Source organism: Pseudovibrio axinellae, assembly GCF_900110875.1.
GTDB classification, from domain to species: Bacteria; Pseudomonadota; Alphaproteobacteria; order Rhizobiales; family Stappiaceae; genus Pseudovibrio; species Pseudovibrio axinellae.
The window spans coordinates 19,226-45,209 of record NZ_FOFM01000018.1 but is presented as its reverse complement, the minus strand read 5'-3'; the positions used below and the strand labels follow the sequence as shown (position 1 = coordinate 45,209).

General features: G+C 51.2%; 26 protein-coding genes. 9 read left to right on the top strand and 17 right to left on the bottom strand.

Annotation, left to right across the window (positions count from 1 at the left end; translation table 11 throughout):
• Nucleotides 1-381: 381 nt before the first annotated feature.
• Nucleotides 382-1,605, top strand: coding sequence for a hypothetical protein (locus BMZ51_RS21435; protein WP_068006614.1), 1,224 nt, complete (start codon nucleotides 382-384; stop codon nucleotides 1,603-1,605).
• Between the two features lie 178 nt (nucleotides 1,606-1,783).
• On the top strand, nucleotides 1,784-2,266 hold the full coding sequence (locus BMZ51_RS21430) for a MarR family winged helix-turn-helix transcriptional regulator (protein ID WP_068006612.1): 483 nt from the start codon (nucleotides 1,784-1,786) through the stop codon (nucleotides 2,264-2,266).
• Between the two features lie 84 nt (nucleotides 2,267-2,350).
• Here BMZ51_RS21430 and BMZ51_RS21425 read toward each other — a convergent pair whose 3' ends face one another.
• Both BMZ51_RS21425 and BMZ51_RS21420 read right to left on the bottom strand, forming a co-directional pair.
• Nucleotides 2,351-2,824 (bottom strand): DUF411 domain-containing protein, encoded by a 474-nt coding sequence (locus BMZ51_RS21425; RefSeq protein WP_244271389.1) that lies wholly within the window; start codon nucleotides 2,822-2,824, stop codon nucleotides 2,351-2,353.
• Nucleotides 2,825-2,876: 52 nt separating this feature from the next.
• The gene (locus tag BMZ51_RS21420; RefSeq protein WP_208979618.1) at nucleotides 2,877-3,227 is read right to left on the bottom strand and encodes a hypothetical protein; all 351 of its coding nucleotides are present in this window, start codon (nucleotides 3,225-3,227) and stop codon (nucleotides 2,877-2,879) included.
• Nucleotides 3,228-3,476: 249 nt separating this feature from the next.
• Here BMZ51_RS21420 and BMZ51_RS21415 point away from each other — a divergent pair, with 249 nt between their 5' ends.
• A complete protein-coding gene (locus BMZ51_RS21415) occupies nucleotides 3,477-3,923 on the top strand; it encodes a PaaI family thioesterase (RefSeq protein ID WP_068006610.1) in 447 nt (148 codons plus the stop codon).
• A 125-nt stretch (nucleotides 3,924-4,048) separates the two neighbouring features.
• Here BMZ51_RS21415 and BMZ51_RS21410 read toward each other — a convergent pair whose 3' ends face one another.
• From BMZ51_RS21410 to BMZ51_RS21385, 6 genes are all read right to left on the bottom strand, one after another.
• Nucleotides 4,049-5,797, bottom strand: a complete 1,749-nt coding sequence (locus tag BMZ51_RS21410; RefSeq protein ID WP_068006608.1) for a SulP family inorganic anion transporter — start codon at nucleotides 5,795-5,797, stop codon at nucleotides 4,049-4,051.
• A gap of 88 nt (nucleotides 5,798-5,885) precedes the next feature.
• Nucleotides 5,886-7,559, bottom strand: a complete 1,674-nt coding sequence (locus BMZ51_RS21405) for a bifunctional protein tyrosine phosphatase family protein/NAD(P)/FAD-dependent oxidoreductase (protein ID WP_068006606.1) — start codon at nucleotides 7,557-7,559, stop codon at nucleotides 5,886-5,888.
• Between the two features lie 28 nt (nucleotides 7,560-7,587).
• The gene (locus tag BMZ51_RS21400) at nucleotides 7,588-8,472 is read right to left on the bottom strand and encodes an MBL fold metallo-hydrolase (RefSeq protein WP_074882320.1); all 885 of its coding nucleotides are present in this window, start codon (nucleotides 8,470-8,472) and stop codon (nucleotides 7,588-7,590) included.
• A 105-nt stretch (nucleotides 8,473-8,577) separates the two neighbouring features.
• A complete protein-coding gene (locus BMZ51_RS21395; RefSeq protein ID WP_068006621.1) occupies nucleotides 8,578-8,790 on the bottom strand; it encodes a YgaP family membrane protein in 213 nt (70 codons plus the stop codon).
• Between the two features lie 112 nt (nucleotides 8,791-8,902).
• Nucleotides 8,903-9,577 (bottom strand): Crp/Fnr family transcriptional regulator, encoded by a 675-nt coding sequence (locus BMZ51_RS21390; protein WP_068006604.1) that lies wholly within the window; start codon nucleotides 9,575-9,577, stop codon nucleotides 8,903-8,905.
• Between the two features lie 269 nt (nucleotides 9,578-9,846).
• Complete coding sequence (locus BMZ51_RS21385) at nucleotides 9,847-10,620, bottom strand: crotonase/enoyl-CoA hydratase family protein (RefSeq protein WP_068006619.1); 774 nt, start codon at nucleotides 10,618-10,620, stop codon at nucleotides 9,847-9,849.
• 149 nt (nucleotides 10,621-10,769) lie between these two features.
• On the opposite strand from BMZ51_RS21385, the gene BMZ51_RS21380 reads away from it, so the two are divergent.
• Complete coding sequence (locus BMZ51_RS21380; RefSeq protein WP_068006602.1) at nucleotides 10,770-11,792, top strand: GSU2403 family nucleotidyltransferase fold protein; 1,023 nt, start codon at nucleotides 10,770-10,772, stop codon at nucleotides 11,790-11,792.
• A gap of 342 nt (nucleotides 11,793-12,134) precedes the next feature.
• The gene (locus tag BMZ51_RS21375; protein WP_068006600.1) at nucleotides 12,135-13,037 is read left to right on the top strand and encodes a DMT family transporter; all 903 of its coding nucleotides are present in this window, start codon (nucleotides 12,135-12,137) and stop codon (nucleotides 13,035-13,037) included.
• A gap of 33 nt (nucleotides 13,038-13,070) precedes the next feature.
• On the opposite strand, the gene BMZ51_RS21370 is transcribed toward BMZ51_RS21375, so the two are convergent.
• A complete protein-coding gene (locus BMZ51_RS21370) occupies nucleotides 13,071-14,147 on the bottom strand; it encodes an alpha/beta hydrolase (RefSeq protein ID WP_068006598.1) in 1,077 nt (358 codons plus the stop codon).
• Nucleotides 14,148-14,427: 280 nt separating this feature from the next.
• Nucleotides 14,428-15,063, bottom strand: a complete 636-nt coding sequence (locus tag BMZ51_RS21365; RefSeq protein ID WP_068006596.1) for a TetR/AcrR family transcriptional regulator — start codon at nucleotides 15,061-15,063, stop codon at nucleotides 14,428-14,430.
• Nucleotides 15,064-15,213: 150 nt separating this feature from the next.
• On the opposite strand from BMZ51_RS21365, the gene BMZ51_RS21360 reads away from it, so the two are divergent.
• The gene (locus BMZ51_RS21360) at nucleotides 15,214-15,909 is read left to right on the top strand and encodes a putative metalloprotease CJM1_0395 family protein (protein WP_068006594.1); all 696 of its coding nucleotides are present in this window, start codon (nucleotides 15,214-15,216) and stop codon (nucleotides 15,907-15,909) included.
• Here BMZ51_RS21360 and BMZ51_RS21355 read toward each other — a convergent pair.
• From BMZ51_RS21355 to BMZ51_RS21335, 5 genes are all read right to left on the bottom strand, one after another.
• The gene (locus BMZ51_RS21355; protein ID WP_068006592.1) at nucleotides 15,904-16,542 is read right to left on the bottom strand and encodes a LysE family translocator; all 639 of its coding nucleotides are present in this window, start codon (nucleotides 16,540-16,542) and stop codon (nucleotides 15,904-15,906) included. The two genes, BMZ51_RS21360 and BMZ51_RS21355, sit on opposite strands and share 6 nt — an antisense overlap.
• Before the next feature lie 73 nt (nucleotides 16,543-16,615).
• A complete protein-coding gene (locus tag BMZ51_RS21350; RefSeq protein WP_068006590.1) occupies nucleotides 16,616-17,653 on the bottom strand; it encodes a phosphotransferase in 1,038 nt (345 codons plus the stop codon).
• An 82-nt stretch (nucleotides 17,654-17,735) separates the two neighbouring features.
• Nucleotides 17,736-18,647: an SDR family NAD(P)-dependent oxidoreductase gene (locus BMZ51_RS21345; protein ID WP_068006587.1), complete on the bottom strand. Its 912-nt coding sequence runs from the start codon at nucleotides 18,645-18,647 to the stop codon at nucleotides 17,736-17,738.
• Entirely contained in the window at nucleotides 18,644-19,114 is a 471-nt protein-coding gene (locus tag BMZ51_RS21340; RefSeq protein ID WP_068006585.1) for a MaoC family dehydratase, read from the bottom strand. Before BMZ51_RS21340 ends, BMZ51_RS21345 begins: the two co-directional genes overlap by 4 nt.
• 12 nt (nucleotides 19,115-19,126) lie before the next feature.
• Entirely contained in the window at nucleotides 19,127-19,957 is an 831-nt protein-coding gene (locus BMZ51_RS21335; protein ID WP_068006584.1) for an SDR family oxidoreductase, read from the bottom strand.
• Nucleotides 19,958-20,247: 290 nt separating this feature from the next.
• Between BMZ51_RS21335 and BMZ51_RS21330 the strand changes: the two genes are divergently transcribed.
• From BMZ51_RS21330 to BMZ51_RS21320, 3 genes are read left to right on the top strand one after another with little or no spacing between them, the layout of a single operon-like run.
• Nucleotides 20,248-21,507 (top strand): acyl-CoA dehydrogenase family protein, encoded by a 1,260-nt coding sequence (locus tag BMZ51_RS21330; protein ID WP_244271388.1) that lies wholly within the window; start codon nucleotides 20,248-20,250, stop codon nucleotides 21,505-21,507.
• A 57-nt stretch (nucleotides 21,508-21,564) separates the two neighbouring features.
• Nucleotides 21,565-22,755 carry an acyl-CoA dehydrogenase family protein gene (locus BMZ51_RS21325; RefSeq protein WP_068006582.1) on the top strand — a complete coding sequence of 397 codons (1,191 nt, stop codon included), beginning with the start codon at nucleotides 21,565-21,567 and terminating at the stop codon, nucleotides 22,753-22,755.
• A 10-nt stretch (nucleotides 22,756-22,765) separates the two neighbouring features.
• On the top strand, nucleotides 22,766-23,881 hold the full coding sequence (locus BMZ51_RS21320) for an acyl-CoA dehydrogenase family protein (RefSeq protein WP_068006579.1): 1,116 nt from the start codon (nucleotides 22,766-22,768) through the stop codon (nucleotides 23,879-23,881).
• Nucleotides 23,882-24,037: 156 nt separating this feature from the next.
• Here the strand turns inward: BMZ51_RS21320 and BMZ51_RS21315 are convergent, their stop codons facing one another.
• Together BMZ51_RS21315 and BMZ51_RS21310 are read right to left on the bottom strand one after the other, a co-directional pair.
• A complete protein-coding gene (locus BMZ51_RS21315; RefSeq protein ID WP_068006577.1) occupies nucleotides 24,038-24,829 on the bottom strand; it encodes an SDR family NAD(P)-dependent oxidoreductase in 792 nt (263 codons plus the stop codon).
• A gap of 2 nt (nucleotides 24,830-24,831) precedes the next feature.
• Nucleotides 24,832-25,818 (bottom strand): NADPH:quinone oxidoreductase family protein, encoded by a 987-nt coding sequence (locus BMZ51_RS21310; protein ID WP_068006575.1) that lies wholly within the window; start codon nucleotides 25,816-25,818, stop codon nucleotides 24,832-24,834.
• Nucleotides 25,819-25,984: the final 166 nt, after the last annotated feature.

The following is a 25,984-nucleotide window of genomic DNA, read 5'->3' as shown; positions in this document are numbered from 1 at the left end:
GCCGGGCAGATAGGGCTGGAAATGATAGCCGCATAAGGCTTGAATACAAACAATGGATCCTCACAAAAACTGGAGGAAACTTGGGTCTCAGGTCAGAAGGTTAGAAGTGTTGAGAATACAAAACGACCGTATGTCGCTTTGCTGGAGCTCCGCTTCCTGCCCAATGACGACACGCAATTGATTTTCCAGATGCTAGAGAGGCCGTGGTCAATGCCAATGAGATTGCTGACTAATGCAATCTAAATAGTTCCTACATTGTCCCTGACGCAATACGCTTGCCCCACGACGACTTCTTCTTGGCACGCTCTGAACCAATAAGGATCAGTCAATATATTCGTGCAGAGCGCACCATTTTCTCAATTATTCTAGTGAGGTATTGTTATGGCAATGACAGCCTTAGAGCGCTGTAAGTATTTTGGCGTCGCCAACATTCAAGGCATGGCCTACCATCCCGGCCCAAGCAACTATAGCAAAAGCGTTGCGCCCGGCACACTTTACGAGCGCTCTGATTTTTACAACAACATCTTTACCCAGCTCTGGTCAACGCTGCCGAATGAAACAGGCGTACAGGGACGCGGAGATCTACTAAGATTCAAGCAGCAGCTTGGCGTCAACTTTATCCATTGTTATGACTGGTCAGAGCCAGTCACTCAGAAAGACGAGCACGGCAACGAGATCAAACTGCTCGAGCACGATACGTTTTTCAAATTGTGCAGCGAGCTAGGAATGAAGGTAACCCTGCCGATCAGTAACTATGTGATGGAGTTGTTATCGAAGGGAGAGGATATTTCAGCTGCGGATATGGTTCTGAACATTTTAAATGAAGTCGGGCATTACCCCAACCCTGCCGTAGGCATGATTAAAGTCTTCAATGAGTATGAGCTCTGCTATGACCGAAGTCCAAAACACGTTGTTGAAGTCCTAGAATACATAGCTGGCTGGGATCCTCACAACCCGAATGATGAGTGCCACCTGCCAATAATGGTCTGCACATCCTTTGGAATGAAGGACGGTATTGAAGGTGCCGGCTATATGCGGGATGTTTATGACGAGATGATGCGCAGGAAAAATTTGGGACCCTGGACTCCACAGGATTTCTGGCGAGAACGAATGGTTTTTGCGACCAATCCGCAAAACTTAGCCGCTGATATTAAAAACTACCTTGAAGAGCGGCTTCCTGCTTATTGGGCGAAACATAACATTCCTGCACCGCCAGTTATGTTTACCGAGCTGGGCTCCAACATGACACAGACCGGAGGTGAGGCGAACCAAGCCAAGTGGATGAGCGAGCAGATTGCAGCCTCCAAACCTGGTAGTTCTGGCGGCAACATGTTGGGCGCTTGTGTCTTTTTAAATGAAGAGCGCCCCTGGGAGGACGGACCGGAAAGAACATACGGTGTTATGCGCTTCAACCCAGATACGAGCTGGGGGAGACCTGCCACCAATAGCATGGCCAACACCAAGTTTCCTGTCTGGGACAACAACGGCTGGTGGTGGGGGAAGAGTGCGTCTTACCCTGTTGAACAACAAGCCCCTAAGCTTAACTACGCCAGCGTTGCGAAGGCATGGGCATACGCAGGTAAAACACTGCAAGATGCAGAATAACAAACCATGAGCCACGAATAATTTCTCAAAAGGCGGGTTACTCAACGGGGGCGACCCGCCTTTCCTGCAAGGTAATAGGTCGAAAAAACCCTGTAATACCTGATAGGGAGCAGCGAGCCTTGTTCGTTCCGTTGCAATTTATCTTGACGTAGAGATATAAATCCGTTTTGATATAGTCATGGATGACATTGATAAAATCAAAGACCAGTGGTTCCGACAAAGGCCTGATCTGGATACTGACCCAATGGCGCTGATAGGGCGGCTTAAAAGGGTCGCACGCAGCTTAACTCAGGAGATGGACAAGACCTTTGCAAAGCATGGTTTATCATCAGCTGATTTCGACGTTTTGGCGACACTGCTAAGGTCTGGGCCGCCCCACGCGCTGACACCAAACCAGCTTCTTGAATCCATGATGATCACGTCAGGCACAATGACCAACCGGATCAATCAGCTAGAAAAAGCAGGATACATTGAACGCGTCGCAAGCAAGGAAGACAAGAGAAGCGTTACAGTGACGTTGACGAAGGCAGGAAATGATAAGATCAACAATGCAGTGACGGAACACGTACTCACTCAAAAAAGGTTGGTATCACCCTTCTCAGAACAAGAGCGCGATCAACTCAACTCGCTGCTGAGAAAATACATCGCAGCTGACACGTAATTTATCACTGCTCAAGGAACATTCGTGCCGTGCAATAGAGACAAACAGGCAGGAGTATTTGCACTCCCGCCTGAGCTTTTAAATTCAGTTGCCGACCTTTTGGTAGAGGGTCGGTTCACCGCCCATCACCTTAGGCAGCGCATACACGGCGTAGCTCGTATCCTGATCGGGTGTTCCCATACCCAAAGACCCCATCGGCATCCCCGGTACGCTCAGACCCTTAATGTCTGGCCGTTCTTCAAGCATCCGCGTGACAGCTTCAAGCGGTACATGGCCTTCAAACACATAACCGTCCACCATGGCGGTGTGACAACTCTGCATATTCTCGGGTATTGCAGCTTGACGCTTTACCCGCTCCAAGTCCTCAGTGTTATGCACCGTTACGCTAAAGCCAGCCTCTTTCAGGGCATCAGACCACTGCGTACAGCACCCACAAAACTCAGACTTGTAGACAGTCAGCTCTTTATCACCTTCCGCATGAGCAGAAAGAGAGAACACGCCAGTTGCAAGGGCCGCTGCGAAAACGCCAGTCAGCAGGTTTTTCTTGGAAATCATCATCTATCCAATCCAAATTCTTTATTGATTTTATCGAGTTACAAGAGTTCGTTGCTCAGGCAGCCCGTTGAATTGGAGGTCGGTCGATAGAAGATTGGCGCGCAGCAAGAAGGCTTGTCTGCAGGGGTACATTTAAACGGGCAGCGCGTACGGCAGGTTCTGAGGAAACACTGTCAGGTGCTAAAACCATAGCAGCAAAGCAGCCAGCCGCGGCACCAGCCGCATTGTCGCCTTGCTCGCAGCAGCAGCACTGCATTTCCATGCCCATTTGTGAGTTTTCGTCAGCGTGGAGACCCGTCGCTTGCAAAGCAACAGCGGTTTGCTGCGCTGAGCGAGCAACCTGCATGCTATTGGCATGGGGTGCTGTCACGAAGACAAGCAGCAATATAGTCAACACACGAAACATGCGCGCACACTAGGCAGACAATGCGGCAAGATCAAGTTAAACTACTGTAATCTATCGCTCCTGTGTGATCGCTCTTGCACTGTTTATTTGCTTTACTGCCCCAGCTCAGATCCGCAAATCTCAAGCTTTCCGCCAATGCAGGCAAGCCAGAGCCCTGTGTTGAACATCGCCTTTGGCTTTTGGCCAAATGGATTTATGAGGAGCACTCCGGTAATCATGAGGCAATGAAGCAACAGGGAATTGAGCGCCGTGACCATCACACCCGACAGAACAGACGTCATTTCTCTCTGCGGCGAAACTGAATTTCAGCGGTTTATCGGGTATGAATTGGAGCTTAATACGCAGCGCGGCACCGCAGAGTGCGCTTTGGACATCAGTACCCGCTATACAAACCGCAGTGGAGTCGTGCACGGGGCAATCATCACCATGTTGCTGGACAATGCATGCGGTGGGGCCTGCAGCGCAACTGTTGACCCAACCGGCAAGCAGCCCTTTGTAACATTGGCCCTTAACATCAACTTCATTGCTCCAGCCATCTGCAAACGGCTCGTTGCAAAAGGTGCTGTTGTGGGCGGGGGCAAGTCCACACTCTTCGCGCAGGCTGATCTGTTTGATGAAGATAACAGGTTAATTGCAACCGCGAGTGGTCCGTTTAAACGTGCTCCGCAACGCACTGTGCGTCTCGAGCATGTTTAAGCGAAGGAACGCCTTGCTGCCTTTTGAAAGTGTCTCATCACGTACAAAGGCAAGCGTTTTGCTATGAAAAAACCCCGTGGAGGACGCCACGGGGTTCTCTGAATTCTGCTTGATCGGGGGATTCTTCAAGCAGAAGCCTGAGCTTTTTGACTTGTACAAACCGGTGCCAGCTCTTCCTGTGCCTGATACTGAGACAGATAGACCTTTCCCGTCAGTTCATCGAGAAAATGCGAGCGCTGCAAGCGGTCCATCACCGGGCCCTTTACTTCTGAAAGGTGAAGTTTAATGCCAGCATCGTGTAAACGCAGATTAATCGCCTCAAGCGACTCCAACGCACTTAGGTCCACTTCATTCACAGCAGCACATTGCAACACCACATGCTTCAGCGCTGCATCATCAACCGCACGGTCGTAAACGTAGTCTTCCAGAAAACGGGCATTTGCAAAGTAGAGGCTCTCATCAACACGGATCGTGAGTAATTCAGGACTTGTTAGAACCTCGTGACGATGGATATTGCGGAAATGCTCTGTTCCCGACACCAAGCCGACCTCCGCGATATGCGGGCGCGAGGTTTTGAACAGATAGAGCGCAATGGACATTGCCACACCGGCAGAAACCCCCGTCTCAACACCCAGACCCAGAGTAAGCAAAATGGTCGCCGCGACGGCAGAAAAATCCGCTTTGGAGTAGCGCCAGCTGTCCTTAAGAATACTGAAATCCACGAGCGACAGAACTGCTACGATAATCGTTGCTGCAAGTGTAGCCTTCGGGAGGAAGAAGATCAGAGGCGTGAGAAACAGCGCAGCGATTGCAAGGCCGACAGCAGTATAAGCGCCAGCTGCCGGTGTTTCAGCGCCTGCATCAAAATTAACGACGGAACGCGCAAAACCACCTGTCACCGGATACCCACCTGTGAACGCAGCACCTATGTTAGCAGCACCCAGGCCGATCAGCTCCTGGTCCGGGTCGATACGTTGGCGCTTCTTCGCCGCCAGTGTTTGTGCAACGGAGACAGATTCAACAAATCCGATGATCGAGATCAGCAAGGCAGGCACAAACAGAGCACTCACCAGCTCGCCGGAAAAACTAGGCATCGTCAATGGCGGCAAGCTTTGAGGAACGGCCCCGACAATCTTTACACCTGACTGGGTAAGCCCGAACACCCAGACAGCAGCCGTCGTCACAACAACAGCCGCAACGGGACCTGCTTTCGTCAGCACATCTGCAAGGCGCGCCTTCACACCCATATTCTGCAACATGGGTTTCATGCCTTTGCGTACCCAAAACAAAAAGAGTGTCGCTGACACGCCAATCACAAAGGTAGCCAAATTCGTTTCGCCCAAGTGTTCCCAGATAGAAACGGCAATCTCAATCAAGGTGTGCCCGTTGGCATTCACCCCTAAAATATGCTTCAGCTGGCTGCTGGCAATCAAAACGCCAGAGGCTGTAATAAACCCCGCAATGACGGGGTGGGACAGAAAGTTGGCAAGAAACCCAAGCTTGAAAACGCCCATTAACAGCAAAATACCGCCAGACAGCATAGCAAGCGTAAGCGCGGCGATCGCGTAGCCCGCCGTTCCCGCTTCTGCGATCTGACCTATGGAAGCAGCTGTCATTAACGAGACAACAGCAACCGGACCAACGGCTAGCACGCGGCTGGTGCCAAAAATGGCATAAAGAACAATAGGAAGAATAGACGCGTAGAGCCCCATTTCCGGCGGCAACCCAGCAAGTAGGGCATAGGCAAGAGATTGTGGGATCAGCATGATCGTCACGATCACAGCTGCGATCATATCATTGGAGAAACTATGTTTATTGTAGCTTCTGCCCCAATCGAAGACGGGCAGGTAACGCCGAAAGGCCGAGGAGAACATGGGTCTGCCTTCAAAGTACTTTGATTACTCCGGGGGAGTGCCTCCCCCGTATGCTTGGTATTTGGTTCATTATGGCCGCACGTAGATTTTAGCTCGCACTCACTTTCTCCGGCTTTGCCATCCACTCTTTGCCGCGCAGCATCGCCCACCAGTAGACCGGCGGCAAAATCTGTTCTTTCAAGATCCATGCAGCACGGGTTGGTTTGGTTCCATCAATCATCCAGCTTGGAAAGCTTGGCAGCAACGTTCCGCCATACCCAAACTCTGCCAGCACGATCTTGCCGCGTTCAACAGTCAGTGGGCAGGAGCCATAGCCATTGTACTGTGCTTTAGGAGAATGCCCCTCTATATCAGCCACAAGGTTGCTGGCGACGATTGGCGCTTGCATACGCGCAGCAGCAGCCGTTTTCGCATTCGGCGCATTCATAACATCGCCAAGTGACCAGATATTATCGTAGGATTTATGGCGCAGAGTAATTTGGTCCACGTCCACCCATCCCGCAGCATCAGCAAGCGGAGACACGCGGATAAAGTCCGGCGCACATTGAGGCGGACACACATGGATCATGTCGAAGTCCACTTCCACACGTTCAACCGGAGTGTTTGGTTTTGCAACATCAAACCATGCCTTTTTGGCGGGGCCATCAATTGCAACAAGGTTGTTAAAGAAGTTGAGGTCTGCATTGTACAGGTTGATGTACTCTTCCAGCGCGGGGACATAGTCCTTCACGCCAAACAGCACACCACCGGCATTGTGAAACTGAATGTCGATGTTCTTCAGCACACCCTGCTTTCGCCAGTGATCGCCAGAAAGGTAAAGTGCTTTTTGAGGGGCACCGGCACATTTGATGGGCATCGGAGGTTGGGTGAAAAGCGCACGGCCCTCTTTCATACCATTCACCAACTCCCACGTGTAAGGTGCCAGATCATAGCGATAGTTGGAGGTAACACCATGCTTACCGAGTGTTTCCACCAGGCCCTCTACCTTGTGCCAATCCAGCTTTAAGCCGGGACACACCACAAGGCGGTCGTATTTAACAACGCGGCATCCATCCAAGATTACAGCATTGTCCTGAGGTTCAAAAGCAGCCACAGCTGACTTAATCCAATGAACGCCTCGTGGTATCAACGAGCCCATGGTTTTGGCTGTCTGAGGGGCTTTGAAGACACCGCCGCCAACCATGGTCCAACCCGGTTGGTAATAATGAATATCAGCTGGATCAATCACAGCAATCTCGAGATCGCTTTTGCGGGATTTCAAGCTTGCAGCCACAGCGATGCCAGCTGCACCACCGCCAACAACAACAACATCAAAGGAGGCATCGGCCCGGTCTGTCGGCGTTTTACCGCCATTGGCAATGCGGCGCACAACGCCTGCCATATCATAGCCAGCCGATTTGCTTGCGGCCAGGATATCAGCAACGCTCATCGCATCTGACTGGCTCAGTGACCACAGCGTTGCACACCGCGTTCCAGTGCGGCAGTAGGCCAACACAGGTTTAGGGACTTCCTGCATCAAAGAGCCGAAAGCAGCTGCATCTTCATCCAGCACCTTGCCGGAGATAACTGGCAAATAACGAGCTTCTAATCCCAGCTTTTTGGCAGCAACCGCGATCTCGTCAAAAACCGGCTGATCTGCACCCTCCCCATCTGGACGATTGCAAACGATACTGCGAAAACCAAGGTCAGCAATCCGTTGCAAATCGGCGACCGTGATTTGTGGACTCACGGAAAGCGTTGCGGAAATACTTCTAATATCCATGGTCGTGTCCCCCTCAAGACAAACTGGTTTAAAGCGCGTTGAGTGGCACTTTGAGCATTGGAACGCCGTCCTTATCCTTCGGCACTTCGCCGGCACGCATATTCACCTGCAAAGACGGAATGATAAGGGTTGGAACAGCCAGCTGCGCGTCGCGTTCAGTACGAAAGCGGATAAAGTCCGCACGCGTATGACCATGGCCAACGTGAATGTTGTGCTGCTTTTCTGCGCCGACAGTGGTTTCCCACTTTATGTCACGGCCATTTGGACCGTAATCATGACACATGAACAGGCGCATCTCTTCCGGTAGCGTTAACACTCTTTGAATGCTGTCATAAAGAACACCCGCATCGCCACCGGGGAAGTCCGCACGCGCTGAACCGCTATCTGGCATAAACAAGGTGTCACCAACGAAAGCGACATTTCCCATAACATGCACCATGCAAGCAGGCGTATGACCGGGTGTGTGCATGGCGGAGGCGGTCATCTCACCAATCTGGTAGCGGTCGCCATCCTTGAACAGTTTATCAAACTGGCTGCCGTCGCGCTGAAATTCGGTGCCCTCGTTGAAGACTTTCCCGAAAGTGTCCTGAACGACTTTTATGTTTTCGCCAATTCCGATTTTGCCGCCAAGTTTTGACTGAATGTAAGGCGCAGCTGAGAGGTGGTCGGCATGAACATGCGTCTCAATCAACCACTCCACTTTCAAGTTATTGTCCTGAACATAGGCAATAATTTCATCCGCATTTTCATAGGTAATGCGACCAGCGGCGTATTCGATATCCATGACGGAGTCGATAATTGCAACGGCATCAGATGCGGGGTCCTTCACCACGTAGCTGATTGTATTCGTCGCTGGATCGAAAAAGGCTTTTACCTCTGGCGTGACTTCCATGTTCACTAGATAATCGGTCATTTTTCCCTCAAAATTTCCCTCAAAAATCTAAAGGCACGCACGAACCGGTCGATATTAAGGCCGTGCCTGTTGTAGATTGTGAAGCCCTACCACCCGCACAAAGGCTTAGGTCCTGCAGGTTTTGATCCCAAAGATTGCATAGAGCGGGCACAGCCGCAGAGCCGAAACCAACAGCATCACCATGCCGACACCGATTGCGCCATAATAAACAAATGGTTGTGCGAACAGAGCCAGATTGGTGGTCAATGGCAGTGCAATAAGCACAATGCCGATAACAAAACGAAGAATGCGGTCGATGGTTCCAACGTTAGCTGTCATAGTCTTTTCCTCCAAGTCCATGGCTTAACGGGTAACAAATCTTCCCAGTAGCTTCAGTGACGAAGTCACCAAACTTTTTTGATAGACAAGTTTCGTCAGTGTCATGGAAGGTTTAACCATCGCTCGAAGCTAGGACTTCAAGTCCTTTGCGGTTGATGATCTCAACGGCCCCGCGTGACTGCGTCACCCATTCACGGCGCTGGAACTCTCTTAGCTGGCGAGAAATAACCTCGCGCGCGGTCCCCAGTTCAGCCGCCATTTGCTGATGCGTGGTGGCCACCCGGTTACCACTACCCGCCAGTTCAAGAAGTTTCTGCGCAAGGCGCATATCCATGCGTTGGAAAGCAATCTCTTCAATCACAAGAAACAGGTCTGTGATGCGTTTTGAATACGCGGAGAAAACGAACCGGCGAAATTTTTCCGACTGAGCGATCAAATCATCAAACACCATGCGGGGGATCGCAGCGGCCTGTACATCGGTTTCCGCTATACCCTCTGCCGAGTAGTCCTCATAGGCAAGCAGGCAGGCCGTGGTCAGCACACAGCTTTCCCCTGCGTGCACACGATACAAAATGATTTCGCGCCCAGCTTCAGAAAGCTGCTGTACTCGAACAGACCCAGAGAGCAAAAGAAGAAGGTTTTCAGGCGCTTTACCAGGACCAAAGATCACTGTATTGGCGGGAACCGAAACAATAGTGCTCCGATTTAGCAGAATTTCTTTGATATGATTTTCCAAGGTCGAAAGACCCTGAAAGCGATCAATCCAGCTGTTAACCGCAGTTGTCATGCTTCCCCTCCCGACATCCCCCAGGAAACGCATTGTTTTGGCATACTGCATTAAAACTTTGAGCGCAATTGAGGGCTTTTGCGGAAGAATAATCTAATCAGTCTGCATATGCGATCATTCTTAGGAATATATTTTTAATTAAACTCATTCTTGTTCACTCACAAACGGACTGCGGCTTAAGCTATCTAACCTTAAATACGGCCTGTTAAAGCACGGCCGTACGACGTGTGAGCGGCGCTGAGGAAAGCGAGGTCCCCAGCGCTCAACTCTCAGCTTTCTACGCCAACGCCGTGCCGACCCTTGCCGCGACTAAACGCGGTCGCTCCCGAAACAGTCTCTCCGCTGGAGATAACTGTAATACCGTGACGCATCTCATTTTTGATCGCTTCAGTTTCGCTCAGGTCCCATTGCTCATACATGGAAAGTCGATCATGGCGCATGCACATTTGCGGATACTCTGCAATGTGCAGAGCCAACTCCTTCGCTTTGGTGAGCGCATCGCCGTCTTCTACCAAGCGATTCACGAGCCCAAACATAACGGCTTCTTCTCCGCTGACACTACGGCCTGTCAGAATCATATCAGACGCACGCGATTGGCCGATTAACCGTGGCAGGCGGATCGTTCCCATATCAATCAGAGGCACACCAAAACGGCGGCAATAAACGCCAAACACTGCTGACTTTCCCGCAACACGCATATCGGCCCAAAGTGCCAACTCCAAACCGCCTGCAACCGCATGGCCTTCAATAGCTGCAATTACCGGCTTAGAAAGGCGCATTCGGGATGGACCCATAGGTGCAAAATCACCCTCCTGATGCACACTATTGGGTTTGCCTTCAGCAACGGCTTTCAAATCAGCCCCGGCACAGAACGTTCCTTGTGAGCCTGTAAAAACAGCGACAGACAAGCTGTCATCTTGATCAAACTTCGTAAAAGCGTCCACGAGCAATTGCGCCGTCACCGCATCCACCGCATTGCGGCGCTCTGGCCTGTCCAGCGTTATAATCGCTGTGGTACCTTCAACTTCAAAATGAACCGTCATACGCCCCTCCCCGAGTGTTGAGGAAAAGCCTAGCAGAAGTTGCAGGGCTGCGTCAGCCATTCATAAGTGGAGCATAAAGAAGGGCACTGAGATTTCTTCGGCACACAGCGGTATAGACATTTTTCTAATAAACTGTCTATACTCATAGCATGACCGATCTTCCCCTCGCTTATCAGAACCTTGCTGCAGATTATATTCAAAAGACCCATGATGATGGCGGGGCCTTACGAGGCTCAGTTTATCAGCAGGCCAAGGGCAATGTCGAAAATATCTTCGTCAAAATGCCTGTAGGGGCTGGGCGCAAAAGCCTTTACATCGGCCCTGCCCTGCAAAAAGAAACACAGGCAAAGGTTGAAGCGATAAAACACGCGAGCGAACGGGCACGAGCGCGGCGCAAAGACCTGAGCATCCTCAACAAAGTCGGCGTTCTGTCCACGCACAGCTATGCAGGGCGCGTGCTGGATGCCATGGCTTATCACGGCCTGTTTCGAAATGGCGCTATTTTGGTTGGAACACTGGCTTATCAATGCTACCCGCTCCTACTCGGCTGCACCTTACCCTCCACACAGCTGGCCACTGACGATGCCGATCTGGTCGCCGCTTCTTTGGCAATCAAAGCGGATGATGGCATAGACATGCTCTCAATCCTTAAGGACGCCGACCCCAGTTTTGAGCCAATTCCGGAACTTGACGGACGCGCTAAACCCTCCCGCTTTCGCTCTCGCATTGGGTTTGTCGTTGACCTACTGACGCCAACGCGCACACGCGGAGAAAAACAGCCACTTGAACTGCAAGGGCTAGATGCGGGCGCTATGAGCTTGCAATATCTGGCATGGTTGATTGATCTATCCAGCCCGGCTGCGTTGCCCTATGGCTCAGGAATTCCCGTCTACGTACCGCGTCCTGAGCGCTATGCAGTCCACAAGCTCATCATTTCCCAGAAGCGAGCGCATACCATCACCAAAACCAGCAAGGACCTTGCCCAGGCCAAAGCACTTATAGAGGTGGTTGAAAGAACACGCCCCGGCCTGATCGCCGATGAATTGCTGGACGCACAGGCACAGGGCAAACAAGGCTGGAGCGACCCAATCGTCAAAGCGATGAAAGCAATCTGGCCCGATGGCTCTTGGCAAACACGCCCTGAGTTTGAGGAGTTTGTCGACGCGCTTTAATCAAAAGCCTGCTACGCTTTGTGCCACGGACAAAGTGTTTTTCGCTGCAATCCGCTCATCGGGCATGACCATTTACAACGGTGGAAATTTTAACAAAATTCCTCTTACCTATAAAATGTTGTCATGCTAGATTTTCAGCGCTGCCATTTCCAAGCGAATTGAATCGTTGATCAGACACTGATCGTTTCGCAAGGGTCACACCAACCACTTTAAACTCTATGCCAAAGCAACGGGCAAAGCGCACCTTCAAGCGGCCATTGGCCAGAACGCGTGCGTTCCTCTTGCTTGCGTCAGCTCTGATGCAAGTGGCAAAAACTGCTGGGCTTTGAAGGAACTTTCTTTATGCGCAATCAAATCCAGAGCTATCTTTTGCTCACAACATTGGCGGCTATCTGGGGAGGCTCATTTCTCTTTATCAAAATCGCCTTAGGGTCTGTAACGCCAATAACAATTGCAGCTGGCCGCATCGGGCTTGCAGCGCTCTTATTGTATATGATCCTGCGCTGGAAAGGGCTGTCTCTACCCGCGATGGGAAAGCATTGGATCTATATCGTCGCGGTTGCAATGCTCGGTAATGTCCTCCCCTTCTCGTTGATCAGCTTTGGAGAACAGCATATCGATAGCTCGCTTGCGGCTGTCTTAATGGCAACGATCCCCCTGTTCACGATCTTGATCGCACATTTCATGACAAGCGATGAAAAAATGACGGCTGAGAAAACCCTCGGAGTCTTAATCGGCTTTCTTGGAATTGTAATTCTGATTGGCCCGTCGACTCTATTAGATCTTGGAAAACAGACACTTGCACAATTGATGGTTGCTTGTGGCGCGCTATGCTACTCTGTCACCGGCATTCTTAGCCGCAAGTTGAGCAAGCTTCCCAAACTTCAATGCGCAGCGGCAATCCTGCTTGTTGCGAGTGCCGTTATTGTACCTGCCAGCGTGTTGCTTGACCAACCGTGGGCGCTTAAGCCAGACCCGTCAGCCCTCATTTCTATCGGTATTCTTGGTCTGCTTGCGACTGCAGTGGCGCAGCTAATCCTTCTCAAGGTTTTGGACCTGCGCAACGCCTCGTTCCTTTCACTGAACAACTATCTGATTCCGCTTTTTGGCGTATTCTGGGGAGTCGTGTTCCTGTTTGAACGCCCCGCACCCAACACTGGCATTGCTTTCCTGGTCATTTTACTGGGCGTTTTCGTCTCTCAAAGCGGGTTTATGCGTTTTCTTCGGCCCGCCGCAAACGCATGACAAGCGCGTGGCCGCCCTGTCTAAAGTGGACCCTCAATTCGCCTCTGTCATTATCGCATGCTTTTGCAAGAAAGCATGGAATATAGCGTCGAACTCCCTTGGTTTTTCCAGATAAGCAGAATGCCCGCAATTTTTGATTACACTTCTCTCAACACTCCCCCCCTTCTCTTCATAAAGGTCTAAAGCATCTGAGGTTTGTGTCACCATCGGCTGCGGTGGAAAGATGTTTTCTCCTGGCCAACCGGGAAGAAACCCCATTTTACCGACTGTGCCCAGATCAAGCATAGAATGATCAGAAACAATTGCATCATCCGCACCATGGACCCAAAGAATGGGGGGCAAAGGTTCAACATCGCAAAAGCCTAGTGGATTAACCTGCCGGTTCGGGGCCAGCGCATTTACACTACCGTAACAGCCAGGCGCAGCTCCGGGCCAATTCGCAGAAGCAAGCACATCACCGGGGAAGGCTTTATCTCCTGTGTGCTGCGCAAATACAGTTTTCAGGATTGCGTCCATCCGATCAGGACTAAACGGCGGCTTCCACGCAAAGTTACTGAGTATATTTCGAGGTGCAAAATCCCCCTTAGCCTCCGTGTCCTTTTCTTTAAGTACGTTCGCAAACTTTGTATTGATTGCGGATGCACCACTTCCGGCGCCGTCTTCATAACAAGGTGTACCATCTGCCATGGAGCACCCAAAACCGTACGGAGAAGCCGGGCTAACCTGCGTCAACGACAATACCTTATGCGGATAGTCAGCAAGGAATTGCCAAAGGACGCCCCCACCTAACGAATGTCCAATCAAATGAGCAGCGTCGATGCCTAGCTCATCCATGAGTGCGGCAAGGTCATCTGAAAAATCTTTAGTGCCGCGGGTCGCGTCAACGACGGCAAAAGGATCTGCACCACCGTAACCACGCAGGTCCGGTGCTATTGCGCGAAATGTTTTCGGCAAGCGTTGCATGGTTTCCTCAAACCAGGTAGCGGCAGAAAGATTCCCGTGAATGAAAATCACTGGTACGCCATCCTCGGGGCCAGAAAACAGTACTCGTGTTTTCAATCGTGCAGAGCGAATATCATGCGCTTCGAGTAGCGTTGGAATCTCGATCATCTTCACCTCAGGTTTTGCTGGAGTTCCGGTCCAGGAGGCGTTTAGCCCAATACAGACACAGATTTCCAATCGCTTAAAGCAGCTTGGTTGATCAGGTCTAAACAAAAAAGGGGTCAAACTTCTTAAATTTGATGAATGATGAGTGACCCTCGCCTGCTCTGTCAAGGCTTAGCTGCCGCGCCGAAAGACAGCCTTAAAAGAAAGCGGTCACGGTACGTGTCGGCGAAAGTTTTTGTGCCTCGACCAATCCGTAACGCGCAGTCTCTCAAATCCAGGAACGCTATACCTCCTGCAACAAAGCAGGGTCAGTTAGGACAGCACGTAAAACAAGGTTGGACACGCTCTGGGCAATCTCGGCAAGATCCTTGGAAGACTGTTCTGCGCGCGGAGAATACCAAAAGCACGGACCATTCATTAAAATAATGATAGAGTGCAGAGTAATCGACACCGACTGCCTGGCAAAAACACCAGCTTCTATCCCCTCTTGCAGCACCGTGCGGTAGAGGTTTTCATAGGCGCGGCGCATTTCAATAACCTTCTCGATCATCTCCATTTCTTGCGGTTTAGCAGAGCCACGGAAGAACATGCGCGTGTCTTCACTTACAACACGGTGATAGCTCAAGAACTTCAAGATACGCAGAACATGCGCAATGGACATGGCGCGCAACTTTTCCACCGGAGGCTTGTCCTCCATCGCTATGGGGCGCACCTTTTCCATGAGCAGCGAGACAGAGCGCAATCGCACTGCATAAAGCAGCTCGCCCTTTGAACGGAAATGGTGGTAGACGCGGCCTTTGGTTGAACCAAGAAGTCTGGCAATATCATCAATGGAGGCCACATCAGGCCCCATTTGCATAAAGCACTCTGCAGCAGCATCCAGAATCTCTTGTTGAGAACAGCTCAAGTCTTCGATCATTCTCGTATTCCCCTGAAGTCCACTGCTAACTTTCCTTTAGATACACAGGTTTAGCCCCTGCGCCCAAAGTAAATTTTTAGCATACCGCATAAACTTGTGTATCAGAAATGCCTTTACCAGACGCACAAAAAGACATTATAAGTTCTACCTATGATAGATAGGATTGGGTCCTCAATTTCTGGTCATACAAGGCCTGCGTCTTATAACGCTGCTCAACCAGCTCGCGTTGACCTGCAAGATTCCAAAGCATTCTCTATCGAACACGCTGTTCCAAAAGACTCCATCCATATCAAAAGTGACCTGTTTGCAAACCCGGTCGCTTCTTCCTCGTCCTCTGAAAAGTCCAAGAATGAAGACGGACAGCTATCAGATGCCGAACAGCAACAAGTTCAAAAGTTAAAAACACGCGATAGCGAAGTGCGTGCACACGAACAAGCGCACGCGGCGGCTGGTGGCGCGTTCGCCGGCGCCCCAAGTTACACACAGACCCGCGGCCCAGATGGCCACGGCTATGCCATCGGCGGGGAAGTCCCGATAGACTCTGCTCCAATTGCAGATGACCCCGAAGCAACAATAGCAAAGCTCAACACCGTCATGACCGCAGCTCTCGCTCCAGCTGAACCTTCAGGTCAGGATCAGGCTGTTGCGGCACAGGCCCGGCAAAATCTTGCGCAAGCCCAAACGGAACTGCAAAAGCAAACTTTGGCCAGCGATGAAGATTCTGAGTCCGAAGACGCAAGTGGGTTACAGTCTCTCCTGCAAATTCAGGAATACCCCGAGACTGCCTCTGACCCTTCAGCCCTGTTACTCAACGCCGCCCAAGCCTATCAAGCGACTGCGCTATAAACTTGCTTTCAACACTGCAAGCTTCACCCCAAACGCGATAAAGACACCGCCCGTAACAGCTTTGAGCCAACGCTGGAAACGCCCGCTTTGCGCCACTCCCACTAATCTGGAGAAGAGTAAAACCATGGCTGCAAACCAAATGGCATTTATAACCGAATGCAAGAACACCAACATAAAAGAAGAAAGAACAGCATTCTCTCCCACTGCCATGAACTGCGGAAACGCGGCGAGATAAAACATGGAAACCTTGGGATTAAGAAGGTTCGTCAAAAAACCTTCGCTATAGGCCTTTAACAGTGTCCTTGGTCTCGCCGAAGGCATGACATTCGCGGTTTTTCCTGTGCCATAGACCGCTGCAAGGAGTGCTTTGATGCCAACCCAACACAGGTAAGCAGCACCGACATACTTAACAATGGAGAAGGCAGTCGCGGATTGTACAAGTACGATCGAAATTCCCAAGATTGCTAATGCGCCATGCAGATAGAACGCAGTAACGAAGCCAGCAATATTACCAAACCCTGCAGCACGCCCCGATGTAGGGACTGTTTTTGCGATCAGCACGCCGTTTGGACCGGGGGAGATTACCAGAAGAGAGGCAACAAAGATAAACGATAAGACATCAGCCCATGTCATTGAATTACTACCTATACTTAACGGCAAGCACAAAAGCGAGATTGGGGCCACACACCAGCGTAGCCCCTTGGACTTATTCCACGAGCTCGCCAACCACATCACACGCCATAGTCGCGATGAGGGGAACAGCTTGGCGCATCAAATCCGCAGCTTTCGGATTGGACGCATTGCCCGCCTCAGCCCTTGCCACAACACCTTGAATAATTGCTGCAAGCCGGAACATGGAAAACGCCAGATAAAACTCCCAGTTCTCAATTTCCTGCAGCCCTCTGCGCATACAATACTGGCGTACATATTCTTCTTCAAGCGGAATACCAAGCTCCACCCGATCTAGTCCGGCAAGTCCACGCAGCCCCTTAAATGATGGCAAGCGCCACTGCATACATTGATAGGCAAGATCCGCTAACGGGTGACCAAGCGTCGAAAGCTCCCAATCCAACACCGCGATAATTCGTGGCTCGGTGGGATGAAAGATCAGGTTATCCAGCCGGAAGTCACCGTGGACCAAAGAAGAATCGCCATCATCCGCTACCATATTAGCTTCCAGCCAGGCCATGAGCTTATTCATGGATGGAATCGAAGCTGTTTCAGATGCTTTATACTGTTTGATCCAACGCCCTGTTTGGCGCGCAAAATAATTGCCCGGCTTGCCATAGTCCATCAACCCAATCGCATTAGGCGAGACAGAATGCAGAGCGGCCAGTACACGGTTCATCTCACCGAAGATGGCCATGCGCTCGTCATTTGTGCTTTTTGGCAAGGCGGGATCCCAAAAGATCCGGCCGTCGACATACTCCATAATGAAAAACATCGTCCCGATCGGGGAATCGTTCTCAGACAGATGATAGACCTCCGGAACCGGTACATCGCTCTCCGCCAGCGCTCCCATGACCCGGTATTCGCGGTCCACCATATGTGCAGACTTCAGCAAAGTGCCAGGTGGCTTCGCACGCAATACGTAGGTCTTGCCTGTGGTTACCAGCTTATAGGTTGGGTTGGATTGTCCGCCAGGAAACTTCTCAATTTCGAGAATCTCTCCAAACCCTTCTATGTGTTGCTGCAAATAGGCCTGAAGCGTCGGCTTGTCTAATGTATGCAACGCGTCTGTCATGGGTCCCCCCTCCATAGAACATCCACCTGCCTGATCATCTATCCATCCCTTAGATCATCAGGCAGGGTCTCAACTTAGTGTATCAAGCGCTGGTCATCGCCTTTACCAATTTGGCAACGCCTTCCATGACGTTAGCGATTGGCTCTGCCTCCGCGCGGTCCGAGATCTGGCCCCAGTGGGCGGCAATTCCCTCAGGTGTCCGCTCAGATTCCGGCAGGTGCAGGCCCTTTGTCTCCACCATCTCTGCAAGGGAGTAAGTCCCAGCAGCTGCAACGAGGACCTTACGGTTTGGTGCAGCATCAGAGCACAGGAACACCACAGCTGGTGTTATGTTCTCCGGTGCAAGCAACTTCAACGTACCTGCATCCATGAGCTCTTCGGTCATCCGGGTTCCGGCAGATGGGGCAATACAGTTAACGTGAATATTACTCTTGGCACCTTCCAGCCCAAGTGTATTCATCATGCCCCACAGCCCTGCTTTTGCAGCACCGTAGTTTGCCTGCCCAAAGTTGCCATAAAGCCCGGAAGGAGACGTGGTCATAATGATACGCCCATTGCCTTGTTCCTTCATGATGTTCCAGACAGCACGAGTACAAACGGCAGCACCATTAAGGTGCACATCCACGACCTTATTCCAGTTGACCATTTCCATCTTGGCAAAGGACTTATCGCGCAGGATCCCTGCATTATTGATAAGAATATCAATACGACCAAAGACATCCAGAGTTTGCGCGACCATCGCGTTGACGGCAGCTTCGTCCGTGACATCAGCGGCGTTTGCGATTGCTTTGCCACCACTTGCCTTAATCTCTTCGACAACAGCTTCTGCCGCTGTCGCAGAAGAGCCCGAACCATCCAGGGAACCGCCTAGGTCGTTAACGACAACAGACACGCCGCGCTTGGCAAGGTCCAAGGCATAAAGCCGTCCAAGGCCCCCACCAGCACCGGTGATTATCGCCACCTGTCCAGAAAAGTTCAACGCATCCTGCGTCATGCAGTTACCTCCTCAAAAATCGACATTGTAAGCCATTTTGCGACCAGCGCCGGGCTCTCTACACCCTCAATTTCTATCGAAACACCAAGCTCTTGAAGAACCTGCCCCTCCCCCTTACGGGTCAGACTTTCTAGAGTGAAGCGACCACGAATACGCTTCCCGCTGACGACAGGGTGCAAAAAACGGATTTTGTCGAAACCGTAATTGATGCCCATGGTCCGCCCTTCCAGATCTGGAAGTGTCTCAAGACCAAACTTACTGGCCAGAGAAAGCGTTAGAAAGCCGTGCGCGATGGTGCCTCCGAAAGGAGTCTCAGTCTTGGCGCGTTCAGGGTCCATATGGATAAACTGTTCGTCGAATGTCAGTTTGCCAAAGGTGGAGATCATCTCTTGGTCCACCACTAACCAGTCAGACAATCCAACTTCTTGCCCAACTTTGGCTTCCAGCTGCTCGAGTGTAATTTTCATCACCTTGCCTCACTATCCAAATAGATTACTGCCAGTAGCGACATGGATTCCACCATCCAACGGGATCACTTCGCCTGTGACGTAAGAACCACCCTTGCCACATAGAAAGAGTGTTGCAGCGGCAATATCGTCTGGATGACCGATGCGACCGAGAGGTACGCCCTTGCCCACAAACGCTGCCTTTTCATCTGTATCCGTCGCAAAAGCCGTCATATTGGACTGGAATGGACCCGGCGCAAAGCCATTGAAGGTGATGTGCTCTTTTGCAAGTTCCTTCGCGAGAATCCGAGTTAAATGGTGCACTGCTGCTTTTGAAGCAGAATAAGAATACGCACCGTCGCCAATGGGCGTTGATCCCATCACCGAGCCAAGGTTAATGACACGCGCTGGGTCCTCCAAGCGACCACTTTCTTTCAACTCTGGTAGCAATGTTTGTGTAAGGTGAAACAAACCTGTCACGTTCACGTCTAGAATACGTTTCCATGCAAAGTGCGGGAATGACCCTAGTGGCTCGCCCCAAGTGATACCGGCATTATTAACCAGAATATCCAGGTTTGGGCTCTGCTCACGTATTGCGTCTGCAAGCGCAACAACACCTTCCTCGGTCCCCACATCACCTACAAAGGCCTCGACAGACCCGGCAGCCTTTGGGTTGTTGGCCATTAGGTTTGTGTTAATCTCATTTGCTGTTTTTTCAACCACGTCCAGCTTACGAGAGCAAATAAAAACCCGGGCACCGCCTTCAGCGAGTGCTGTCGCGACCATACGACCAATTCCGGTTCCACCACCCGTAACGAGTGCTGTTTTACCAGAAACCCCAAAAAGTCCCTCAAGATATCCCATAAGAAACTTTACCTCCACTAATATTCTCCAAGCTGCAAACCGGATCTCGCTCAACCTAAACCAATGGTCCAGCGAGTCCCCCTCTGGGCACAGTTGACAACATACTCAGTAGTATGTTTCGGTATATCAACGGTTGTAAAGAGAAATATTTACATAACACTTTTGGTCTCTTCAGCGTTGGAATGTGATTGTGCGCGGTGTCTCATATTCACCTATCCAATTGATATTAAGTGTTTATTTTCACATATACGCCGCGACAAAGGAGCTTATATGTCTTGGGAGGGTCATTCATGAGCGACAGTATATTAGCCGAACGTCCAGCTATGGACCTGGGAGTGAGTGCACGAGTAGCCCCGCTCATTGAGCAGGTTCGCGCCATGGTCAGCGACGAGATCGCACCCCTCGACGCTGAGTTCCATAGTGAAGTTCCTGTGGGAGATCGCTGGGAATATACCCCACGACAAACCGAGATATTGGAAGGCCTCAAGGCCAGCGCGCGTGCGAAGGGTCTTTGGAACTTCTGGCTCACCGACTCAGAGCGGGGTTATGGCCTTAGCACCGTCGAGTATGCTTACCTCGCTGAGGAGATGGGCAAATCTCCACTCGCCCCTGAGGTGTTTAACTGCAGCGCTCCTGACACTGGCAATATGGAAGTGTTTGAACGTTACGGTTCGGCCAAGATGAAGGAAACATGGCTGAAACCGATGCTGGAAGGCAAAGTTCGCTCTGCTTATCTGATGACTGAACCTGACCATGGCTCGTCAGATGCCACCAATATTCGTATGTCCTGTGTCAGGGACGGAGATCATTACGTTCTTAATGGAGAAAAGTGGTGGTCTTCAGGTGCTGGTGACCCACGCTGTGCAGTGTACATCACCATGGTTCACACGCCGACCGAAGGCACGAAACACCAACAGCACTCCATGATCGTTGTACCTGCTGATACGCCGGGCATCACCAAGCTTCGCCCGATGCAAGTGTTTGGCCATGATCACGCTCCCCACGGCCACTTGCACCTTCGCTTTGAAGACGTACGAGTGCCTGTCGAAAACCTGCTATTAGCTGAAGGCCGCGGTTTTGAAGTTGCACAAGGCCGCTTAGGCCCTGGCCGTATTCACCACTGCATGCGGGCAATCGGGCTGGCAGAACAAGCGCTGGAACTTATGTGTAAACGGTCAATCAACCGTGAAGCATTCGGCAAGCAACTTTACAAACTTGGCGCAAATTTCGACATCATTGCCGAGTGCCGCATGGAAATTGAACAAGCCCGCCTGCTCTGCCTCAAGGCCGCTTGGATGATGGACAACGCTTCAGGGCGTGAAGCTGCGTTTTGGATTAGCCAGATCAAAGTCGTTGCACCACGCATGTCGCTGAAAATCACCGACGAAGCTATGCAAATGTTCGGGGGTCAGGGCATCTCTCAAGATACTCCACTGGCAACCAATTGGATGAATTTGCGTACATTGCGTTTCGCGGATGGCCCGGACGCTGTGCATCGTAACTTTATTGGTCGCTCAGAGCTGCGCAAACACACTCAAGCAAAGATCTAGCAGGGAGGGAGAGCCAAGGCTCTCCATTATTTCTGCCCCCAAGACAGGGAGAACGCAATGACATCACTCGATGAATTCCGTATGGAAACACGGGCATGGTTGGAAGAAAATTGTCCGCAAGAGCTGCGACGGAGCTTTACAACAGAAGATGATATCTGTTGGGGTGGCCGCAATTGGACCTTCAAATCCGAGGCTCAAAAACAGTGGCTCGAACGCATGGCTGCGCGCGGTTGGACTGTACCAAGCTGGCCGAAAGAATACGGCGGCGCTGGCCTTAATGGCGATGAAGCCAAAGTTCTTAAAGAAGAAATGAAGCGCATAAACGCTATTTCTCCTCTCGAAAGCCTAGGCATGTGGATGCTCGGGCCAGCGCTTCTCAAGTACGGTACTCACGAACAGAAGCTGGAGCACCTGCCTAAGATTGCACGCGGAGAGATTCGCTGGTGTCAGGGCTACTCAGAGCCTGGTTCCGGGTCTGATCTTGCCTCATTGCAGACCAAGGGCGTGGACATGGGCGACCACTTCCTTGTCTCTGGCCAGAAAATCTGGACTTCTTACGCTGATCAGTCTGACTGGATCTTCGCTCTGGTGCGTACAGAACCAGAGGCAAGTAAACACAAGGGCATCTCCTTCCTGCTATTTGACATGAACAGCGAAGGCGTCACAACCAAGCCAATTCCCCTCATTTCAGGTAATTCCCCGTTCTGCGAAACCTTCTTTGATGAAGTTAAGGTTCCTATGGAGAACATTGTTGATACGCGCGGTAATGGTTGGACAATCGCCAAATACTTGCTGACCCACGAGCGTGAAACAGTAAGCAGCCTCGACGGCATTTTTGGCCGGGCAAATGGGCTATATAAAACCGCTGCCGATGCTGTTGGACTTGATGAAACAGGCCGTCTGGATGATCCGCTGTTGCGCGCTGACATTGGCGACTTCCTTGTAGATGAAATGGCATTAACCGCTCACCTCGCTGTTGCAAATACATACAGCCGCGCTGGCAACCAACTAGGCGCACGTTCTGCCGAACTCAAATACCTTGGAACCGAACTCAACAAACGCCGCCAAAGTCTGGTTGTTCAGTCTGGCGGGCTAGAGGCTCTATCCGGCCCAGAAGAAAAGAATGGTATCGGAAGCGAGACCGCTCTGTGGCTTCGTTCCAAAGGTAACACCATTGAAGGTGGAACCTCCGAAATCATGCTGTCCATCATTTCAAAGGCAGTCCTGCGCTTGCCATCACTGGGTTAAGGAGAGAAACATGGAACTACTCAACTCTGAAGAAACTCTTCTAAAAGAATCCGCTGCTGGCTTTATGTCTGAAAACGCACCAGTTCAAGCACTGCGCGACATTCGGGATCAGAAGCAAGAGCTTGGCTTCAACAAAGAACTTCACAAGACCCTGGCCGATATGGGCTGGTTCGCCATGCTGTTGCCCGAAGAGGCAGGCGGGTATGACTTTGGACACCGCGCAGCTGGCTTAGTCGCCGAAGAAATGGGCCGCAACCTGACAGCCTCCCCTTTTCTCTCCACGGCTGTTTTGAGCTCAATCGCTCTGCGTCAATCAGGCGGCGATCAACTTGCTGAATGGGGCCCGAAAATCGCTGCGGGTGATGCAGTGATCGCGTTTGCCATTGATGAAGGTGCAAAGCACAGCCCAAGCCGTATCAAGGCAACTGCTGAGCCTGAAGGAAACGGCTTTATACTCAACGCCAAAAAGCGTGCGGTCTTTGATGGCTTCAACGCTGACAGACTGATTGTCGTTGCTAAGTCTGGCGAAAACACTGGTCTGTTCTTTGTTGACCCCAATGCTGCTGAAATCGAGATAGAGCGCAATGCAATGCTGGATAGCCGAAACGCTGCCAACATTCAGATCACTAATTTGCACCTTGATGGCAAAGACATGCTTTGCCCGCTCGAAAAAGGTGCGGAAGTGTTGGAGGCAACACTGCGTTCTGGTCGTGCCATTGCAGCCTCTGAGCAACTTGGAGTTGCACGTGAGGTGACTGAAAGAACCACCCAATACCTGATGGAAAGAAAGCAGTTTGGGATTCAAATTGGGATGTTTCAGGCACTTCAACATCGGCTTGCAGACCTTTATTGCCGTATTGAAGAGACAGCTTCCCTCATTTCCACAGCTCTCAAAGCAATTGATGCAACCGCTGATAACGCAGAGGAGCTTACGCGTGCAGCAAAAGCTAAGGCCGCAAAAGTTACTCGCGTTGCGACAGAAGAAGCGGTGCAAATGCACGGTGGAATCGGCATGACAGATGAAGTTGACATCGGGTTATTTATGAAACGCGACCGTGTATTGACCGAGATGCTCGGTGACAGTGCTCATCACATAGACTTTTTGCTAAGAAAGCGGGGGTTATAGTTATATTTCAGATATTTCTACTTGAGATTGTTTACAAAATAATTTCATAATCTGAAATATCTGATCCACCCCTGTGGGTTAGAAAAAGCCAGTCCGCAACAGCATTGCCCGGTGTTGCAGACTGGCTTTTTTATTGTCTTACAGACCTCTCAGCGCTTAGGCTTTCATTCCAGGCATGTTGAGAGAGGATGTATTGCCGCCATCCACTGCGAGCGCCTGACCGGTGATAAAGCTTGCATCCTTACTGGCGAGAAACGCGATAGTTGCTGCAACTTCAGTAGGATCACCATGACGGCGAAGCTCCGCCCTTGAGCCCAGCTTTTCTTCTTTTCCTGCATGACGAGCATAATCAAACACAGGCTTTGTCATGCCGGTTTCGATAAGGCCAGGACATACAGCATTCACGCGTACCCCATGCTCACCAAAGTCACAGGCCGAAGTCTTCGTAAAGTTTATGAGCGCAGCCTTTGAAGCGCTGTAGGCATTTCCGCCTGCCCCTGCCCTGATTCCTGCAACAGAAGCTGTGTTCACAATGGAGCCTACACCAGACGCCTTGAGTTGCTCACGGGTGTACTTAGTGAAAAGCATGGCCCCAAGCACATTAACCTCGTAAACTTTGCGCCAATCCGCAAAGTCTTCCTGGCTTCTGCCCCAAGACCCTTCGCAGATCATACCAGCATTGTTGCAAAGTACGCTGATACCGCCAAACGTATTCTCAACGTCTACCGCACAGGTTTCTACGGCCTTTTCGTCTGCTACATCAACAACATAGATGCGTGCGCGGCATCCCTCAGGAAGCATAGAGGCCGTTTCTTCCAGCCCAGTTTCATTGAGGTCCACGAGCGCGAGAGCCGCGCCTTCGTCAGCCAACCGGATTGCAGTCGCCCGGCCAATTCCGCTACCAGCCCCAGTAATGAGGGCAGTCATATTTGCAAATCTGGGTTCCATGCTTATGCCTTCCCTGTTTCCAGGACAACCTTGCCAATAACACGTCTTTCCATCAGATCTCGGAGGGCTTGAGAGGCTTCATCAAGTGAATAGCTCTTACTGACCACTGGATTGATTTTGCCTTCCTGTATCCATTCAAACAGCTCTGAAAGGTTCTTTTTATCTTCCAGAGGCTCTCTCATGCGGAAAGCTCCCCAAAACACACCGATGACCGCACACCCTTTAAGCAAAGGCAAATTGACCGGGATAGTTGGAATATCACCTGATGCAAAGCCTATGACCAACGCACGCCCATTCCATGCGGTTGAGCGTAGTGCTTGTTCAAAAAGCTCCCCGCCCACAGGATCGTATACCACATCAACACCTGCTTTACCGGTAATTTCCTTAAGCCGCTCCCTAAGGTCTTGTGTCGAGTAGTTGATGAGCTCGTCTGCGCCGGCTTTTCGTGCTGCCTCCAGCTTTTCCGCCGAGCTGGCGGCAGCAATCACTTTAGCCCCCATCGCTTTACCAATCTCAACGGCTGTGAGGCCAACACCGCCACCAGCACCAAGCACGAGCAAGGTTTCACCTGCTTTTAGATCTGCCCGCTGCTTTAATGCATGCATGGAAGTTCCATAGGTCATCGTGAAACCAGCAGCAGCCTGCGCAGACATAGTCTCAGGCCGCTTCATAACTGCTGAAGCCTCAACCACAACCTCTTCTGCAAACCCGCCCTGCTGCAAGAGAAGCGCCATCACAGCATCACCTGGAGCAAACTGTGTTACCCCCTCCCCGACCGCATCAATTCGACCGGCGACCTCACCGCCCGGAACAAAAGGCATCGGTGGTTTGATCTGGTACTTACCCGCGATCACCAATGTATCCGGAAAATTGACCCCGGCGGCTTCTACGGAAATTCGTACTTGACCCTTTTTCGGCTCTTTGCGTTCAACTTCCTGCACACTCAAAGCTTCTGGCGGTCCGAACTCTGAACAGACAACAGCGCGCATGATTTTCCCTCCCAGTTTAAAACATACCCATGAGTATGTTACGGAAATGAAATCGGCGCAACTACAACTCAAGATATAGATTTGGTCTCGAACAAAGCACATTCAATTTGAGCGTCTCGTTTAGCAACTAACAAACCAAAGCAGACGGAAGCTCCATCCCCTCTCA

What these genes read in the sequence shown, in the direction of transcription:
- BMZ51_RS21385 (WP_068006619.1), bottom strand. Translation starts at nt 10,620, where the DNA reads ATGACGGTTCATTTTGAAGTTGAAGGTACCACAGCGATTATAACGCTG.
- BMZ51_RS21395 (WP_068006621.1), bottom strand. Translation starts at nt 8,790, where the DNA reads ATGACAGCTAACGTTGGAACCATCGACCGCATTCTTCGTTTTGTTATC.
- BMZ51_RS21365 (WP_068006596.1), bottom strand. Translation starts at nt 15,063, where the DNA reads ATGATCGAAGACTTGAGCTGTTCTCAACAAGAGATTCTGGATGCTGCT.
- BMZ51_RS21435 (WP_068006614.1), top strand. Translation starts at nt 382, where the DNA reads ATGGCAATGACAGCCTTAGAGCGCTGTAAGTATTTTGGCGTCGCCAAC.
- BMZ51_RS21430 (WP_068006612.1), top strand. Translation starts at nt 1,784, where the DNA reads ATGGATGACATTGATAAAATCAAAGACCAGTGGTTCCGACAAAGGCCT.
- BMZ51_RS21425 (WP_244271389.1), bottom strand. Translation starts at nt 2,824, where the DNA reads ATGATGATTTCCAAGAAAAACCTGCTGACTGGCGTTTTCGCAGCGGCC.
- BMZ51_RS21330 (WP_244271388.1), top strand. Translation starts at nt 20,248, where the DNA reads ATGAGCGACAGTATATTAGCCGAACGTCCAGCTATGGACCTGGGAGTG.
- BMZ51_RS21350 (WP_068006590.1), bottom strand. Translation starts at nt 17,653, where the DNA reads ATGACAGACGCGTTGCATACATTAGACAAGCCGACGCTTCAGGCCTAT.
- BMZ51_RS21410 (WP_068006608.1), bottom strand. Translation starts at nt 5,797, where the DNA reads ATGTTCTCCTCGGCCTTTCGGCGTTACCTGCCCGTCTTCGATTGGGGC.
- BMZ51_RS21320 (WP_068006579.1), top strand. Translation starts at nt 22,766, where the DNA reads ATGGAACTACTCAACTCTGAAGAAACTCTTCTAAAAGAATCCGCTGCT.
- BMZ51_RS21370 (WP_068006598.1), bottom strand. Translation starts at nt 14,147, where the DNA reads ATGATCGAGATTCCAACGCTACTCGAAGCGCATGATATTCGCTCTGCA.
- BMZ51_RS21390 (WP_068006604.1), bottom strand. Translation starts at nt 9,577, where the DNA reads ATGACAACTGCGGTTAACAGCTGGATTGATCGCTTTCAGGGTCTTTCG.
- BMZ51_RS21375 (WP_068006600.1), top strand. Translation starts at nt 12,135, where the DNA reads ATGCGCAATCAAATCCAGAGCTATCTTTTGCTCACAACATTGGCGGCT.
- BMZ51_RS21405 (WP_068006606.1), bottom strand. Translation starts at nt 7,559, where the DNA reads ATGGATATTAGAAGTATTTCCGCAACGCTTTCCGTGAGTCCACAAATC.
- BMZ51_RS21310 (WP_068006575.1), bottom strand. Translation starts at nt 25,818, where the DNA reads ATGCGCGCTGTTGTCTGTTCAGAGTTCGGACCGCCAGAAGCTTTGAGT.
- BMZ51_RS21420 (WP_208979618.1), bottom strand. Translation starts at nt 3,227, where the DNA reads ATGTTTCGTGTGTTGACTATATTGCTGCTTGTCTTCGTGACAGCACCC.
- BMZ51_RS21345 (WP_068006587.1), bottom strand. Translation starts at nt 18,647, where the DNA reads ATGACGCAGGATGCGTTGAACTTTTCTGGACAGGTGGCGATAATCACC.
- BMZ51_RS21360 (WP_068006594.1), top strand. Translation starts at nt 15,214, where the DNA reads ATGATAGATAGGATTGGGTCCTCAATTTCTGGTCATACAAGGCCTGCG.
- BMZ51_RS21380 (WP_068006602.1), top strand. Translation starts at nt 10,770, where the DNA reads ATGACCGATCTTCCCCTCGCTTATCAGAACCTTGCTGCAGATTATATT.
- BMZ51_RS21325 (WP_068006582.1), top strand. Translation starts at nt 21,565, where the DNA reads ATGACATCACTCGATGAATTCCGTATGGAAACACGGGCATGGTTGGAA.
- BMZ51_RS21335 (WP_068006584.1), bottom strand. Translation starts at nt 19,957, where the DNA reads ATGGGATATCTTGAGGGACTTTTTGGGGTTTCTGGTAAAACAGCACTC.
- BMZ51_RS21340 (WP_068006585.1), bottom strand. Translation starts at nt 19,114, where the DNA reads ATGAAAATTACACTCGAGCAGCTGGAAGCCAAAGTTGGGCAAGAAGTT.
- BMZ51_RS21355 (WP_068006592.1), bottom strand. Translation starts at nt 16,542, where the DNA reads ATGACATGGGCTGATGTCTTATCGTTTATCTTTGTTGCCTCTCTTCTG.
- BMZ51_RS21315 (WP_068006577.1), bottom strand. Translation starts at nt 24,829, where the DNA reads ATGGAACCCAGATTTGCAAATATGACTGCCCTCATTACTGGGGCTGGT.
- BMZ51_RS21400 (WP_074882320.1), bottom strand. Translation starts at nt 8,472, where the DNA reads ATGACCGATTATCTAGTGAACATGGAAGTCACGCCAGAGGTAAAAGCC.